Origin of the sequence: Luteimonas sp. FCS-9 (genome assembly GCF_001014645.1) — a bacterium.
Taxonomy (GTDB): Bacteria; Pseudomonadota; Gammaproteobacteria; order Xanthomonadales; family Xanthomonadaceae; genus Luteimonas.
This window is the reverse complement of sequence record NZ_LASZ01000001.1, coordinates 60,510-76,193: the sequence shown is the minus strand read 5'-3', so window position 1 is coordinate 76,193 and position 15,684 is coordinate 60,510. Positions and strand designations below refer to the sequence as shown.

At 71.6% G+C, this 15,684-nt stretch carries 13 protein-coding genes; all 13 read right to left on the bottom strand.

Features of this window, described 5'->3' with window-relative positions; genetic code table 11:
- Window positions 1-32: 32 nt before the first annotated feature.
- Window positions 33-2,399, bottom strand: a complete 2,367-nt coding sequence (locus tag WQ56_RS00335) for a methyl-accepting chemotaxis protein (protein WP_047135083.1) — start codon at window positions 2,397-2,399, stop codon at window positions 33-35.
- Window positions 2,400-2,468: 69 nt separating this feature from the next.
- Window positions 2,469-2,855, bottom strand: a complete 387-nt coding sequence (locus WQ56_RS00330) for a hypothetical protein (RefSeq protein WP_047135082.1) — start codon at window positions 2,853-2,855, stop codon at window positions 2,469-2,471.
- Between the two features lie 116 nt (window positions 2,856-2,971).
- Window positions 2,972-3,439 (bottom strand): chemotaxis protein CheW, encoded by a 468-nt coding sequence (locus WQ56_RS00325; RefSeq protein WP_047135081.1) that lies wholly within the window; start codon window positions 3,437-3,439, stop codon window positions 2,972-2,974.
- Window positions 3,440-3,546: 107 nt separating this feature from the next.
- Window positions 3,547-4,299, bottom strand: coding sequence for a flagellar brake protein (locus WQ56_RS00320; protein ID WP_052772732.1), 753 nt, complete (start codon window positions 4,297-4,299; stop codon window positions 3,547-3,549).
- Between the two features lie 64 nt (window positions 4,300-4,363).
- Window positions 4,364-6,547 (bottom strand): methyl-accepting chemotaxis protein, encoded by a 2,184-nt coding sequence (locus WQ56_RS00315; protein ID WP_047135079.1) that lies wholly within the window; start codon window positions 6,545-6,547, stop codon window positions 4,364-4,366.
- A gap of 183 nt (window positions 6,548-6,730) precedes the next feature.
- A complete protein-coding gene (locus WQ56_RS19430) occupies window positions 6,731-8,974 on the bottom strand; it encodes a methyl-accepting chemotaxis protein (protein WP_047135078.1) in 2,244 nt (747 codons plus the stop codon).
- 286 nt (window positions 8,975-9,260) lie between these two features.
- Complete coding sequence (locus tag WQ56_RS00305) at window positions 9,261-11,261, bottom strand: chemotaxis protein CheA (RefSeq protein WP_047135077.1); 2,001 nt, start codon at window positions 11,259-11,261, stop codon at window positions 9,261-9,263.
- 37 nt (window positions 11,262-11,298) lie between these two features.
- On the bottom strand, window positions 11,299-11,664 hold the full coding sequence (locus WQ56_RS00300) for a response regulator (RefSeq protein ID WP_047135076.1): 366 nt from the start codon (window positions 11,662-11,664) through the stop codon (window positions 11,299-11,301).
- Window positions 11,661-11,978: an STAS domain-containing protein gene (locus tag WQ56_RS00295; RefSeq protein ID WP_047135075.1), complete on the bottom strand. Its 318-nt coding sequence runs from the start codon at window positions 11,976-11,978 to the stop codon at window positions 11,661-11,663. Before WQ56_RS00295 ends, WQ56_RS00300 begins: the two co-directional genes overlap by 4 nt.
- Window positions 11,979-12,446: 468 nt before the next feature.
- The gene (locus WQ56_RS00290; protein ID WP_052772731.1) at window positions 12,447-13,199 is read right to left on the bottom strand and encodes a chemotaxis protein CheW; all 753 of its coding nucleotides are present in this window, start codon (window positions 13,197-13,199) and stop codon (window positions 12,447-12,449) included.
- Window positions 13,196-13,975, bottom strand: a complete 780-nt coding sequence (locus tag WQ56_RS00285) for a ParA family protein (RefSeq protein WP_047135074.1) — start codon at window positions 13,973-13,975, stop codon at window positions 13,196-13,198. The genes WQ56_RS00290 and WQ56_RS00285 overlap by 4 nt, the downstream gene beginning before the upstream one ends.
- Window positions 13,975-14,928, bottom strand: a complete 954-nt coding sequence (gene motD / locus WQ56_RS00280; protein ID WP_047135073.1) for a flagellar motor protein MotD — start codon at window positions 14,926-14,928, stop codon at window positions 13,975-13,977. The genes WQ56_RS00285 and motD overlap by 1 nt, the downstream gene beginning before the upstream one ends.
- Window positions 14,929-14,938: 10 nt before the next feature.
- Window positions 14,939-15,679: a flagellar motor protein gene (locus tag WQ56_RS00275; RefSeq protein ID WP_047135072.1), complete on the bottom strand. Its 741-nt coding sequence runs from the start codon at window positions 15,677-15,679 to the stop codon at window positions 14,939-14,941.
- Window positions 15,680-15,684 lie beyond the last annotated feature (5 nt).

Below are 15,684 nucleotides of genomic sequence, written 5' to 3'. Positions count from 1 at the left end.
GGGCTCGTCGAGGCATCGCAGTGGCGGTGCGGTCAGAACTCCGCCCAGTCGGCCTCGGCCAGTGCGGGCGCCGCCGGCGTGCGCGCGGCCGGGCGCGGTGCGGCCGGTACCGGCTTGCGCGGCGCCGCGGCGACCGGGGCGCGCACGGGCTCGGCCTTCGGCGCGGTCGCCGCGCGGGCCTCGATGCGCAGCATCGAGATCGCGTCCGCGAGGCCGCCGGCCTGCTCCTCCATCGCGCGTGCGGCGGCCGAGGCCTCCTCGACCAGAGCGGCGTTCTGCTGCGTGGTCTCGTCCATCTGCACGATGGTCTGGTTGACCTGCTCGATGCCGGCGGCCTGCTCCTGCGAGGCCGCCGAGATCTCGGCCATGATGTCGGTCACGCGCTGCACCGAGGCGACCATCTCGGCCATCGTCCTGCCGGCCTGGCCGGCGAGCGCGGCGCCGCTGGCGACCTTGCCGGTGGAGTCGTCGATCAGGCCCTTGATCTCCTTGGCGGCGTTGGCGCTGCGCTGGGCGAGCGTGCGGACCTCGGAGGCGACGACCGCGAAGCCGCGGCCCTGCTCGCCGGCCCGCGCGGCCTCGACGGCGGCGTTGAGGGCGAGGATGTTGGTCTGGAACGCGATGCCGTCGATGACCGAGATGATGTCGCCGATCTTGCGCGACGACGCCTCGATGTCGGCCATCGTGGAGACGACCTGGCCGACGACCTCGCCGCCCTGGGAGGCGACGGTGGCCGCGCCCTGGGCGAGCTGGTTGGCCTGGCGGGCGTGGTCGGCGTTCTGGCGGACGGTGGAGGTCAGTTCCTCCATCGACGCGGCAGTCTCCTCGAGATTGGCGGCCTGCTGCTCGGTACGGCGCGAGAGGTCGTTGTTGCCCGACGCGATCTCGGTGGACGCGGTGCCGATCGCGGCCGAGGCGTCCTGGATGCGGGCGACGATGGCGGTGAGCTGGGCGACGGTGGCGTTGGCGTCGTCGCGCATGCGCGCGAACACGCCATGGAAATCGCCGTCCATGCGCGCGGTCAGATCGCCCGAGGCCAGCGCGTTGAGCACGTGCGAGACCTGTTCCAGGCTCGTGGCGTTGGCATCGAGCAGACCGTTGAGCTGCTGCGCCAGCTGCAGGATGAAGCCCTGCTTGCCTTCCAGCGCGACGCGATGGGCGAGATCGCCCGCGGCGGCCGCGGCGACGATCCGCGCGACTTCCTCCTCGACGCGGACCTCGCCGGTGCGGTCGCGCCATTCGGCGATCAGGCCGATGTCCTGGCCGTGCTCGTCGCGGATCGGCGAGATGATCTGCGCGATGCAGGCGTCGCGGTACAGCATCTCGCGGTGGGCGACGCCGTGCTCCTTGAGGCTGGCGAGCACGCGCTGGTCGGGCTGGCCGTCGCGCTCGAACGTCGCCAGCGAGGCGCCGACGATCGGCTGGGCCGGGTCGAAGTGCGGCAGTTCGGCGGCGATCGCCTCGGCGTTGTCGTGCATCACGGTCTGCAGCGCGGGATTGACGTAGACGATGTCGAACTTCTCGTCGGTGACGATGAGCCCGGTCGACGCACTGTCGAGAGCGGTGCGGATGCGCAGGTTCTCGCTGGCGACCTTCTGGTCGCGTTCGGTCCGCTCGCGCAGGTCGTGCTGCATGCGCTGCATCGACTTGAGCAGGTCGCCGATCTCGTCGCGGCGGGTGGTGTCGATGCGGGTGTCGAGCTTGCCGTTGGCGACGTCGTCGGCGATCGCGACCGCCGAGCGGGTGGCGCCGGCGAGGTTGCGCGCCATCAGCCACGCGATGACCAGGCCGCCGGCGATGCCCGCCACCAGCATGATCGCCATCAGGATGCTGGACCCGGCCTGCACGGCGCCGGCTTCTTCGCGCGAGGCGGTCGCCTGGCGGTCGGCCTCGGCCTGCAGCGCCTGCAGCGTGTTGGTGGCGGCCATGTGCAGGTCGCGGGTGCGGCCGATGAAGGTGTCGGTGGCATCGTCGGGCAGGTCGAGCTCGATGAGCTCGTTGACCTCGTGGTAGGAGGCCTTGGCCTCGGTCCACGACGCGGCGAACGCATCGTAGAGCTTGCGTTCCTCGGGCGAGACGATCAGCGGCGCATAGGCGGCGATGTTCGCCTCGATCTGCTCCTCCATCCGCGCGGTCCGCTCGCGTGCGTCCTGCTTGACCTGCGCGCTCGCGCGGACCAGGCCCAGGTACGACGCGGCGCGGTACTCGCCGAGCAGGGCGCGGGTCTCGCCGACCGACGTCACCGTCGGCAGGGTGTTGCCGGCCAGGTGGTCGGTGACGCGATCGAGCGCGCGCAGGCCGACGAAGCCGCCGACGCCCTGGGCGACCATCAGGAGCAGGACGACGCCGAATGCCAGCATCAGCTTCGGTGCGAGCTTGAGATTCGAGAACCAGTGCATGCGGCGATCCCCCGTAGGCGGCCGGATGGAAAGACAGCCCGGATGCATCCTGCGATCCGGGCGTGGGCGTTACTTGATGGTGGCGAGCTTGATATCGGCAGGCGAGCTGACGGCGATCTCGGCGCGGCTGGAATCGCGCTGGATCGTGCCGACCACGCACACGTCGCGGCCTTCCAGTTCCTCGGGCGAGGGCCGGAACTTGTCGCGCTGGCTGTTGGGGATGCGGGCCGAGAACGTGTGGCGCGGGAACGCGCCGCCCATGTACAGGAACGTCGGCTGGCCTTCGGTGTTCTCCGCATAGCGGGTCTTCTCGACCGTGCCGCAGACCATGCCGCTCTTGCCGACGAAGCGCACGGCCTGGTCGGGGCGGATCGCGTCCTGGGCGAGGACGGTCGAGGCGCAGCCGGCCAGCAGCAGCGCGGCCAGCAGGTGGGACGTGTGGGTACGGAAGTTCATGGTGTCTGCTCCGGAATCGGGGTGGGCACGAAGCGCGGGAACGCCTGCGTCCGCATGTATCGGCCGCGCGGGGCCCGCGCTTGAGTGAAGGCTGTGTGACGGGCGTCGCAGTTCGGTCACGCCGCCTTGGGAACGGCCAGCTCGGCGCTGTCGAGCAGGGTCTCGATGTCGAGCAGGATCAGCATGCGGTCGTCGAAGGTGCCGATGCCGGAGATGCAGCGGGTGTCGATCGCCGCGCCGAACTCCGGCGTCGGACGGATCTGGTCGCCGGCCAGCGGCACCACGTCCGACACCCCGTCGACGACGATGCCCACGACGCGGTCGTCGACGTTGAGCACGATCATCACCGTGAAGCTGTCGTAGCGCGCCTCGGCCAGGCGCAGCTTCAGTCGCAGGTCGATGACCGGCACGATCGTGCCGCGCAGGTTGATCACGCCCTTGATGTAGTCCGGCGCGTCGGGCAGGCGGGTGACCGCGTCGTAGCCGCGGATCTCCTGCACCTTGAGGATGTCGACGCCGTAGTGCTCGTCTCCCAGGGTGAAGGTGAGGTACTCGCCGGCGTTCTGGGATTCGGGTTGGCTCATCGGTGCGCTCCTGCAGGCATGCCGCGCTCGCGCGCGTCGGGATGTTCCGTCAGACATCGGCAGCGCGGCGGGCAACTTTAGGCACCGCCTGCTCGCGGTGCGGGGCGTCAGACGGCGCGACGCAGCCGCGCGTTGCGCTGGCGCTCGATCTGGAAGATGTACTGCAGGATCCGCCGCTGCGACGCCGGCGGCAGGCCGACGAAGCGGCAGCCGGCGCGCCAGCGCACGCGCGGGCCGGTCTGCTGGCAGAACACGTGCGCGATGGCGATCCCGACCGGGATCGGGTCGGCATCGGGCAGCCGCAGCAGGCAGGCGTCGAGCATGCCGCCCGGCGCGAACCGGGCGTCGGCATCGTCGGCCAGCGCCACGGCGAGGCCGCTGCCGCTCATGTCCAGCACGCGCAGGCCTGCCTCCACGCTGTCGCCGGGTGCGTCGCGCGTGCCCGGATGCAGCGTCACCGGCGCGCCGGGCGGGATCGCGACCCGGTAGAGCTCCCGGCGCTGCAGCCGCAGCAGCGCGTCGGGCCACGGCGCCACGAACGCGGTGCGGCCCTCGTGGACGCGCCGCGTGGGCGTGCGCAGCCGGAAGCGGATCTGCACCGCGTCCAGCCGGGTCTCGCAGACCAGGTGCGCGCAGGTCTCGATCCGGCGGTTGAGCGCGTCCTGCGGGCTGCCGTCGAGCAGCAGGGTGCCGTCGTCGCGCACGGCGATCAGCGCGGTCGGGCAGGGGAGGTCGCCGGGCACGAGGTTGGCGCTGATCATCGCCTGCGCCTCGACCAGGCTGCGCAGCACGCGGGCCAGTTCCGCGCCGTCGCGCAGCACGTAGCCCGACAGCGCGTCGTCGTCCAGCGGATGGGGCATGTCGTCTGCGGGAGCCATCGTCCTTGCGAGTCCGCCTTCGAAGGGCCGGCGTGCGGCGCAGGGGTCAGCGCAGCGCGTGGCCGACTGCCGGCGGCCGGGCCGCGTCCACGACCGCCTGCAGCAGCACGGTGGCGGTGTCGACACGGAACACCGCGATCGCAGCGGCGAGCCCGCCGGCCTGTTCCTCCATCGCGCGCGCGGCGGCCGAGGCCTCCTCGACCAGCGCGGCGTTCTGCTGCGTGGTCTCGTCCATCTGCACGATGGTCTGGTTGACCTGCTCGATGCCGGCGGCCTGCTCCTGCGAGGCGGCCGAGATCTCGGCCATGATGTCGGTCACCCGCTGCACCGAGGCGACCATCTCGGCCATTGTCCGGCCGGCTTGCCCCGCGAGCGCGGCGCCGCTGGCGACCTTGCCGGTGGAGTCGTCGATCAGCCCCTTGATCTCCTTGGCGGCGTTGGCGCTGCGCTGGGCGAGGGTGCGGACCTCGGAGGCGACGACGGCGAAGCCGCGGCCCTGCTCGCCGGCGCGGGCGGCCTCGACGGCGGCGTTGAGCGCCAGGATGTTGGTCTGGAACGCGATGCCGTCGATGACCGAGATGATGTCGCCGATCTTGCGCGACGCCGCCTCGATGTCGGCCATCGTGGAGACGACCTGGCCGACGACCTCGCCGCCCTGGGAGGCGACGGTGGCCGCGCCCTGGGCGAGCTGGTTGGCCTGGCGGGCGTGGTCGGCGTTCTGGCGCACGGTGGAGGTGAGTTCCTCCATCGACGCGGCGGTTTCTTCCAGGTTGGCGGCCTGCTGCTCGGTGCGGCGCGAGAGGTCGTTGTTGCCCGAGGCGATCTCGGTCGACGCGGTGCCGATCGCGGCCGAGGCGTCCTGGATGCGGGCGACGATGGCGGTGAGCTGGGCGACGGTGGCGTTGGCGTCGTCGCGCATGCGCGCGAACACGCCGTGGAAATCGCCGTCCATGCGCGCGGTCAGGTCGCCGGCGGCGATCGACTGCAGCAGCCGCGAGAGTTGGTCCAGGCTGCGGTCGCTGGCGTCCATCATCGCGTTGAGGCTCTGCACCATGCGCCGGAAGTCGTGCTGGAAGCGCGCCGCATCACCGCGCGCCGAGAAGTCGCCGCCTGCGGCCGCGGCCGCGAGGCGGTTGATCTCGCCGTTGATCGCCATCAGGCTGGCCTTGGCCGCGTCCATCGCCTCGTGCAGGACCGCGCGGCTCGCCGGCAGGCGGCGGGCGTCGCGCGACAGGTCACCGTTGGCGTATTCGTTGAGCACCTCGATCGCGTCGACGATCGCATCCAGGTGCTCGAACATCATCGTGTTGATGCCCGCCGCGAGTTGACCGTAGACGCCGGGGAAGTCCTCGGGCATGCGATGGCGCATGTCCTCGGCGGCGTGCAGGCGGATCATCTCCTGCGTCTGCGCGGAGAAGCGCTCGAGCATGTGTACCATCTCGTCGGTCGAGCGCAGCATCTGGCCGATCTCGTCCCGGCCCTGATGGCCGGTGCGGATGCTCAGATCCCCGTTCGCCACGCCGCGGATCGCGGTCAGCGCCCGGCCCAGCGGCTCGAGCACCGAGCGTCCGATCAGCCAGCCGATGCCGGCGTTGAGCAGCACCAGCAGGCCGCCGACGATCGTCATGATCGCGGTGAACACCAGCGCCTGCGACTGGATGTCGTCGAGGTAGACGCCGGTGGTCAGCACCCAGCCCCACGGCGCGTACAGCGCGGAATAGGAGGTCTTGTGCACGGGGTCTTCGCTGCCCGCCTTGGCCCAGAGGAAGTCCACGTTGCCGCCACCGGCGCGCGCGGCCGTGACGAATTCGGGATAGATCGCCTTGCCATCGGGATCGGTGATGCCCGAGACGTCCTTGCCCACGAGATCGGGGCGCAACGGATGCATCAGCAGGGTGGGCCGCTCGTCGGTGACGAAGAAGTAATCGACATCGCCTTCGGACCGCATTGCCGCGAGCGTCGCCAGCGCGTTGCGCTTGGCGTCGTCCAGCGACAGTTCGCCGGTCTTCGCACGGCGTGCGTATTCTTCGACGATGCCCAGCGCCATCTGGGTCTGGGATGCCAGGTCGTCCTTGCGGGTCTGGTTGAGGTCCACGAACTGGACCCGGGCCGCGACCACCGCGAGCAGGACGATGCCAGTGGCGACCAGCGCGGTCTGGATCAGGAACTTGCGCTGCATCGGCAGGTCGGACAGGGCGCGGAGCAGGGCGGCGACGGGTTTCATGGGCATGGCATGCGTGGGGCCTGCCACCGGTATCGGCCGCTGCGCGCCGAGGTTGAGGCGTCCCGCGGCCGGGGCGCGCCGGCGCCGTCCCAGCGGCACACGCCGACGCCCTGTGGCGCCGGGCCCGCCCCGCCAGGCGCGGTGCGCCCGGTGCCTCGGCGAATGCCGGAGGCGCCCGGGCGGGGTGGGTCAGAACTCGGCCCAGTCGGCCTCGACGACCGGCGCCGGCGCCTTGCGCGCGGGCGTGACCGGCCTGGCCAGCGCGGCAGGCTGGGGCGCGCGGACGATCGCCGGGGCCTGCGGCATCGGCGCCGGTGCGGTGCCGGGCCGGCGACCGGCCGTGTCGATGTGGAACACCGCGATTGCGTCGGCGAGCCCGCCGGCCTGTTCCTCCATCGCGCGCGCGGCGGCCGAGGCCTCCTCGACCAGAGCGGCGTTCTGCTGCGTGGTCTCGTCCATCTGCACGATGGTCTGGTTGACCTGCTCGATGCCGGCGGCCTGCTCCTGCGAGGCCGCCGAGATCTCGGCCATGATGTCGGTCACCCGCTGCACCGAGGCGACCATCTCGGCCATCGTGGCGCCGGCCTGGCCGGCGAGCGCGGCGCCGCTGGCGACCTTGCCGGTGGAGTCGTCGATCAGGCCCTTGATCTCCTTGGCGGCGTTGGCGCTGCGCTGGGCAAGCGTGCGGACCTCGGAGGCGACGACCGCGAAGCCGCGGCCCTGCTCGCCGGCGCGTGCGGCCTCGACGGCGGCGTTGAGCGCCAGGATGTTGGTCTGGAACGCGATGCCGTCGATGACCGAGATGATGTCGCCGATCTTGCGCGACGACGCCTCGATGTCGGCCATCGTGGAAACGACCTGGCCGACGACCTCGCCGCCCTGGGAAGCGACGGTGGCCGCGCCCTGGGCGAGCTGGTTGGCCTGGCGGGCGTGGTCGGCGTTCTGGCGGACGGTGGAGGTGAGTTCCTCCATCGACGCGGCGGTTTCTTCCAGGTTGGCGGCCTGCTGCTCGGTGCGGCGCGAGAGGTCGTCATTGCCCGAGGCGATCTCGGTCGACGCGGTGCCGATCGCGGCCGAGGCGTCCTGGATGCGGGCGACGATGGCGGTGAGCTGGGCGACGGTGGCGTTGGCGTCGTCGCGCATGCGGGCGAACACGCCGTGGAAGTCGCCATCCATGCGCGCGGTCAGGTCGCCGGCCGCGATCGACTGCAGCAGCCGCGAGAGCTGGTCGAGGTTGCCGTCGGCGGCGTCCATCAGCCGGTTGAGGTCCTCGATCATGCCGCGGAAGTCGTGCTGGAAGCGCGCCGCGTCGCCGCGGACGGTGAAGTCGCCGCGCGCGGCGGCGCCGGCCAGCGCCTTGACCTCGGCGTTGATCGCGCCGAGGTTGGCCTTCACCGTGGCCATGGTCTCGGTCAGCACGGCCTTCTCACCCGGGTACTGCTCCAGGTCCGGGGTCAGGTCGCCGATCGCGTACTGCCGCATCACCTCGATCAGGTGCATCTTGACGTCCACGTGCGAGCCGACGAGCGCATTGGTCTCGCGCACCATCAGGCCGTAGTCGCCGGGGAACGCGCCTTCGTCCATGCGGTGGCTGATCGTGCCGGCCTCGTGTGCGCGCGCCATGCCGCGCTGGGCGTCGATCACCGCGCGCAGCTGGCCCTGCATCCGCTGCATCGCGCCGAGCAGCTGGCCGACCTCGTCGCTGCGGTCGACGACGATGTCCGTGTCCAGCCGGCCAGCCGACACGTCGTTGGCGACCCTGACCGCGGCCCCGACCGAGCGCGAGAGCGTGCGCGAGATCGCGACGGCCATCGCTGCGGCCAGCAGCACGATGATCGCGATGCCCACGATCATCGCGAAGATGCTGCTGCGATAGATCACGTTGGCGTGCGCGATGTCGTCGGCCAGCCGCCGGCTGTTGAACTCGGCGAGCGCGGTCATCGACTCGAACAGGTCGCGACGCAGCGGGCGCGACTTGTCGTCCGATACCATCTGCGCGGTCGCGCCGTCGCCGGCGGCCAGCGCCTGCTCGATCTCGCGGCGGGCGTCGAAGTAGGTCGCCAGCCGGGCGGTGACCGCGTCGTAGAGGCCCTGTTCCTCGGCGGTCAGCGGCAGCGCCTCGTAGAGGGCGCGCTGCTCGGCGATGATCTTCTCGATCCCGGCCAGGCGCTGGTCGTAGTCGCGCACCGCCTCGGGCTCGTCGAGCCGGCTCAGCTGCGCCAGCTCGTACATCCGGTACTCGCCCAGCTGCGAACGGATCTCGCCCAGGTACTGCACGGCGGGCATGTCGTCGAGGCTGACCTTCTGCAGCTCGGCGTTGATCACGCCCAGCCGGCTCAGCGCGAAGGCGCCCAGGCCGGCGGCCAGCAACACGACCAGGGTAAAGGCGACCGCGAGCTTGCGGGCGATCGACAGGTTGTTCAACCAGCGCATGGGAGATCTCCGGTACGACGAAGGACGCGGGCAGGTGTCGGTCAACACCTGGGGCGCGTCCTTTGCTTCCACGTCTAGCGGCCCGGAGTCCGCCGACTTGACAGCCCATGCAAAGATTTTTTCAAGTGCGTGCGAGGTGATTCATGTCCCAGAAATGAACATGCACGCCACGTGAATTCTGCCCGACACGAGTACGCCGCCCGAAGGCGGCGTGGCGGGGCGATGGCCGGTTTGAATGGCATCGCGGCGGCCGGTTTCCGCCGGCCAGGCCCCCAAGGGGCCGCGATCAGGCGGCCTGCGGCAGCCGCAGCGAGCGGGCGAGGCCGCCGACGTCGACGATCAGCGCGACCCGGCCGTCGCCGAGGATCGTCGCCCCCGAGATGCCGTCCACGCGCCGGTAGTTGTTCTCCAGGTTCTTGACCACGACCTGCTGCTGGCCGATCAGTTCGTCGACCTCCAGCGCGAGCTTCTGGCCGTCGCCTTCGACGACGACGACCAGCGGGTCGTCGCCCTGCGGCTGGCCGTAGCGGTAGTGCGCGTTGAGCGAGACCAGCGGCAGGTACTCGCCGCGCACGCGCAGCACCCGGCCCTCGCCGGCGAGGCTGCGGATGTCCTCGGCCTGCGGCTGCAGCGCCTCGATCACGTAGGTCAGCGGCAGGATCAGCGTCTCCTCGCCGACCGCCACGCTCATGCCGTCGAGGATCGCGAGGGTCAGCGGCAGGCGGATCACCACGCGCGTGCCGTGGCCGGCGCGGCTCTCGAGCTGGACCTCGCCGCCGAGCGCCTGGATGTTGCGGCGGACCACGTCCATGCCCACGCCGCGGCCCGACAGGTCGGTCACCGCGTCGGCGGTCGAGAAGCCGGCCTGGAAGATCAGGTCCCAGACCTGGGCGTCGGACGGCGCGTCGGGCACGGCCAGGCCGCGCTCGGCGGCCTTGGCCAGGATGCGGTCGCGGTCGAGCCCGCGGCCGTCGTCGGCCACCTCGATGACGATGTGACCGCCCTGGTGCGAGGCGGCCAGCGTGATCGTGCCGGCCTCGTCCTTGCCGGCGGCGCGGCGCGCCTCGGGCAGTTCCAGACCGTGGTCGATCGCGTTGCGGACCAGATGCACCAGCGGGTCGGCGATCTTCTCGATCAGGCCCTTGTCCAGTTCGGTGCCTTCGCCGAGCGTGCGCAGGCGGACCTGCTTGCCCAGGCGCGTCGACAGGTCGCGCACCAGCCGCGGGAACCGGCGGAACACCGCGTCGACCGGCAGCATGCGCACGCCGATGACCGCTTCCTGCAGGTCGCGCGTGTTGCGTTCGAGCAGGTCCAGCCCAGCGAACAGGCGCTCGCTCACGGCTGGGTCGAGCGCGGCGGACACCTGCTTGAGCATCGCCTGCGTGATCACGAGCTCGCCGACCAGGTTGATCAGGCCGTCGATCTTGTCGGTGCTCACGCGGATCGAGCTCTCGGCCTCGTGCGCGGCCGGCGGCGCGGCGTTGCCAGGCGCACCGGGAGCTGCGGCGGGCGCGGCGGCAGGCGGGGGCGACACGGCCGCCTCGACCGCGGGCGCGGCGGCGCGCAGAGCAGGCTCGATGGGGCGGATGTCGAGTTCGCAGTCGTCCTCGACCCAGGCGAACACCTCGTCGACGGTACCGCGCGGCACCGCGCCGAGCAGGCCCAGGTCCCAGGCGAGGTAGGCCTCGAGCGGGTCGAGCTGGCCGAAGCCGGGCAGCCGCTCCATCCGGCAGGCGACGTCGAGCGGTGCCAGCTGATCGAGCTCGCGGATGATGCGCAGCGGGTCGTTGCCGCTCATGAACATCGACGGCGCGGGCGTGAACCCGATCCGCCAGCCCGCCGGGTCGACGGCGGCCTGCGTGGGCACCGTCGTGACCGCGACCGGCGCCGGCGCCGCGGTGCCGGCGAGCACGGCATCGAGCCGGGCCTGGACCGCGATCGCGGCCTGCGGGTCGGCCGGCTGGCCGGTCTCGGCCTCGGCGAGCAGGCCGCGCAGCACGTCGACCGACGCCAGCATCGCGTCGATGGCCGTGCCGTCGACGCTGCGCTTGCCCGCGCGCAGCTCGTCGAGCAGCGTCTCGAGCACGTGGGTCAGCGCGGCGACCGCGTCGAAGCCGAACGTCGCCGCGCCGCCCTTGATCGAGTGCGCTGCGCGGAAGATCGAATTGACCAGCTCGGGGTCCTGGTCGCCCTGCTCGAGCTGCAGCAGGCCCGCTTCCATGGCCTCCAGGCCTTCCCGGCTTTCCTCGAAGAAAGTGGCGTGGAAGCGCTGCATGTCCATGTTCATCGGGCGGCCCTGGCGTGGAGGCGGGAAGGAGCGGGCGTCAGCCCAGGACTTTCTGGACCGTGGCGACGAGCTGGTCGGGATTGAACGGCTTGACCAGCCAGCCGGTCGCGCCGGCGGCCTTGCCCTCGGCCTTCTTGTCGGCGGCCGACTCGGTGGTCAGCATCAGCATTGGCGTGAACTTGTAGTCGGGCAGGCCGCGCAGCGCGCGGATCAGCGCGATGCCGTCCATGTTGGGCATGTTGACGTCGGTGACCACGGCGTTGAACCGCTGGCCCTGCGCGCGCCCGAGGGCGACCTGGCCGTCCTCGGCCTCCTCGACCGAGAAGCCGGCCGAGGTCAGGGCGAAGGAGACCATCTGGCGCATCGAGGCCGAATCGTCCACTACCAGAATGCGTGCGCTCATGCGGGGTTCTCCACTGTGCTTGCGTTCGAATTGTTGCGTGAGATGCCGGGCAGGCCCAGCGAATCGCCGATCCCCAGCAGGCGGACGGCGTCGAGCAGCGACGGGCTGCCGTCTCGCAGCGCCGTACGGCGGCCCAGCGCGGCGCGGCTGGCGAAGAACGCGCACAGCACCTGCAGGCCAGCGGTGTGCACGCGCCGCACCTGCGCGCCGTCCAGGATCACCTCCTGGTCCTGCGCCAGATGGGGCGCGAGCAGCGCCTTGAGCGCGGCGCTGGTCTCGATGCCGAGATCCTCGCCCAGGTCCAGGGTGGTCATCGCGTCTCCGCAAATTGGGGGGTACGACGGGGTTAGCGGCAGCGATGCGGCGAGCTTTAGGTTGGTGCGTTCGGACTCTTTGCTTCTGCCCACTCAATCAGTGCGTTCGTCTTCTGCGCGCGCGTCGCGCCGGCCGGGGACTGCTCCCCGGCTCGGTCAGCCATCCTGGCTGACTCGCCGCCGCGGGCCATCCATGGCCCGCTATCGCAATCCCCGACCAGCACGACGCACTGAGGCCGACAATGCGTGACTTCTTCAAGCAGGCGACTCCGCATCCAACCGAAGTCGGGCTGCCAATGTCCGCAGCAGCGGACTGCCGGTTGGTGGCCGCGTCGAGCGCGCCATGGATGGTGCGCGCCCTCGTCAAGACAGGATGCCTTGCCGAGGGAAGAGCGGCTTCCGGCCGGCAGGCCGCTATCCATTCGAAGTGAAGCGCTTCAGGCGCGTCTTGGTTGCGGAGCGCGGCGCTCAGCGGGCGGTGTAGAGCGGCATCGACAGCAGCCGCGAGGCGTCGAGCAGCAGCATGACCGCGCCGCCGAGCCGCGCGATGCCGCGGATGCGGTGGTCGCCGACCGGCGCGAGCCGGGACGTGTGTGCGCCCTCAATCTGGGTGTCGGACACGACCGCGACGTCCTCGACCGTGGACACGCGCAGGCCGAGCGTGTCGCCGTGTTCCTCGAGCACGACGATCCGCGTCGACGGCGTGTCCTCGACCGCCGCGTCGCCCAACTGCAGGCCCAGGTCGACCACCGGTACGCCCTGGCCGCGCAGGTTCATCAGCCCGGCCAGGCACGGCGATGCGCCGCGAACCGGCAGCAGCGGCGCGGGCAGCACGACCTCGCGGATCTTCAGCAGCTCCAGGCCGTAGACCTGACCGCCGCAGCGCAGGCGCAGCCAGCGGGCGTTGCGCTCGCTGCTGCGCCGCTGCGGCGTCGGTCCCGCGTCGGGGCGCGCTGGCACGGCCGCGAGCCGAGGCGTCGGCGCAGCCGGCAGGGCGGGCGAGGCCACCGGCGGCGGGCGCATCGCCGGCGCCGGCGGGGCCGGGGGCGCGGCCCTGGCGACGGCCGTCGACGGCACAGGCCTGGTCGCCGGCGGCGCCATTGCCGCTGCGGGCGGCGGTGCAGGCGTCGGGGCGTGCACGGGTGCAGGCGCGGGTGCGGCCGCCGGCGCGGCCGACAGCAGCACGCCGAGGTAGTCGTCGACGACCTCGGCGGCGTTCATGCGGCGTGCTCCAGCGCCTGTTCCTCGGCCAGCAGCCAGTCGAGCGCGCGACCATAGGCCGACAGCGCGCGACCGGACGGCGTGCCGCTGAGGACCTGCTGGGCGAGCGCGTCGGCGTTGCTGAGCTGGGTGTCCACCGGGACCGCCTCGTCCCAGATCCGGCCGGCGTACTCGTCCTGCAGCTGCGCCAGCGTCTCGCGTCCGATTCGGGTGCGGCGGTCGTACATCGTCGGCAGCACCGAGACCGGCAGCGGCCGTTGCCGCGAGCGTTCGACCATCTCGGCCGTGCGCACCATGCCGGCCAGGCCGTAGAGCGCCAGCGGCTCGCACTGGGTCGGCACGATGACCCGGTCGGCCGCGGCCAGCGCGTTGACCATCAGCAGGCCGAGCGTGGGCGGGCAGTCGAGCAGGATCGTTTCGTGGCCGCCGGTGTGGCGCGTGATCGCCTGCGACAGCGCCAGGCCCAGGCCGGGCTGGGTCGCGCTGCGCCGCTCGAGCGTCGCCAGCGCGGTCTGCGCGCAGACGAAGTCCAGGCCCTCGGTCGGTGCGGCGCGCATCAGCGACGCCAGGCTCGAGGGCGGGGTGGCGAATAGGTCGGCCACGCCGGCCGGCGGCGGGTCGGTCGGGATGCCGAACGCGCGCGTGAGCGAGGCGTGGGGGTCGAGATCGACCAGCAGCACGCGCAGCCCGCGTGCGACCATTGCGCGGCCGAGGGCCAGCGTGGTCGTGGTCTTGCCGACGCCGCCTTTCTGGTTGGCGATCGCCCAGACGCGCATCAGGTCTCTCCTCGGGGATGGGGGGGCAGGGATGGGAGCGCCCGCTCGTCGGCGACTGCGGGCAGGGCGTCGGCGGCGACGGGGCGGGCCGGCGCGGGCGCGCCGATCGGGCGACCCTCGGTCGACTCCGGTTCGGCCAGCACCATCAGCACGACGCGGCGGTTGGCGTTGCGGCCGGCCTCGCTGGCGTTGTCGGCCTTGGGGCGCTGCTCGCCGTAGCCGACCATCACCAGCCGCTCGGGGGCCAGGCCCTCGCGCACGAACAGGTGCACCACGCTGGCCGCGCGCGCGGCCGACAGCTCCCAGTTCGACGGGAACTGCGCGGTCCGGATCGGCCGATCGTCGGTGTAGCCCTCGATGCGGATCGGGTTGGGCAGCCCGCGCAGGATCGTCGCCAGCCGCCCGAGCAGCGCCTGGGCGCCGAAGTCGAGCGTGGCCGAGCCGCTGGGGAACAGGATGTCGCTGTTGATCTCGACCTCGAGCCACAGATCGGCGCGGCGCACGGTGATCAGCCGCGCCTGCACCATCTCCGACAGCGCGTCCTCGAGCTGCAGCGCGATGCGCGCTAGCTGCCGGCGCGAAGCGTCGAGGGCGGCGCCGTCGCCGATGCGGTCGGTGCGCATCTTCGACTCGAGCATCGGCTGCAGCGGCGAGTCGAGCACCGGCGACGAGGTGCCCGGGCCGCGCCGCGCGCCGCTGGGAATCGGCACCGGTTCCTTCAGGCTCGCATCGCGGTAGGTGTTGTCGCCGACCTGGATCGGGTCGAGCGTGCGCGGCGTGCCGCTGAAGGCGTTCGCCAGCGAGCTGGCCATCACCCGGTACTTGCCCTCGTTGAGCGAGGACACCGCGTACATGACGACGAAGAAAGCGAGCAGCAGCGTCATCAGGTCGGCGTAGGGGATCGCCCAGGCCTCGTGATTGGCGTGTTCCTCGTGGTGTCTGCGTCGTGCCATCGCCGAAGGGTCAGTGCAGGAAGCCGGCCAGCCGGGCCTCGATGTTGCGCGGGTTCTCGCCCTGGGCGATCGCGATCAGGCCCTCGATCGCCAGCTCGCGCTCGCCGCTGCGCCTGCCGATCACGCTCTTGAGCTTGGAGGCGACCGGCAGGAAGAACAGGTTGGCCGAGGCGATGCCGTAGATCGTCGCGGTGAACGCGGCGGCGATGCCGTGACCGAGCTTGGACGGGTCGGCCAGGTTCTTCATCACCGCGATCAGGCCGAGCACGGCACCGACGATGCCCAGCGTCGGCGCATAGATGCCCATGCCCTCGAACACCTTGGCCGCGGCCAGGTCCTGCTGCTCCTCGCCCTGCAGCTCGATCTCGAGCATGTGCCGGATCGCCTCGGGCTCGACGCCGTCGACGAGCATCTGCAGGCCCTTGCGCAGGAACGGGTCGCTCTGCGACTCGACGTAGGTCTCCAGGCCCAGCAGGCCCTGCTTGCGCGAGACGTTGCTCCATTCGAGCAGTTGCGCGACCAGCGCGCCACGGTCGGCGGTCGGCGGTCGGATCGTCCAGCGCACGATCCGCAGTGCCCGCTTGAACACGCTCGGCGGTGTGTGCAGCAGGATCGAGGCGAATGTGCCGACGATGACGATGACGAAGGCCGCCGGCGACCACAGCGCGCCCAGCCCGGCACCCTTGAGGATGCTGCCGCCGACGAGGGCGAGCAGGGCGAGCACGAGACCGACGACACTGAAGATGTCCATGATCG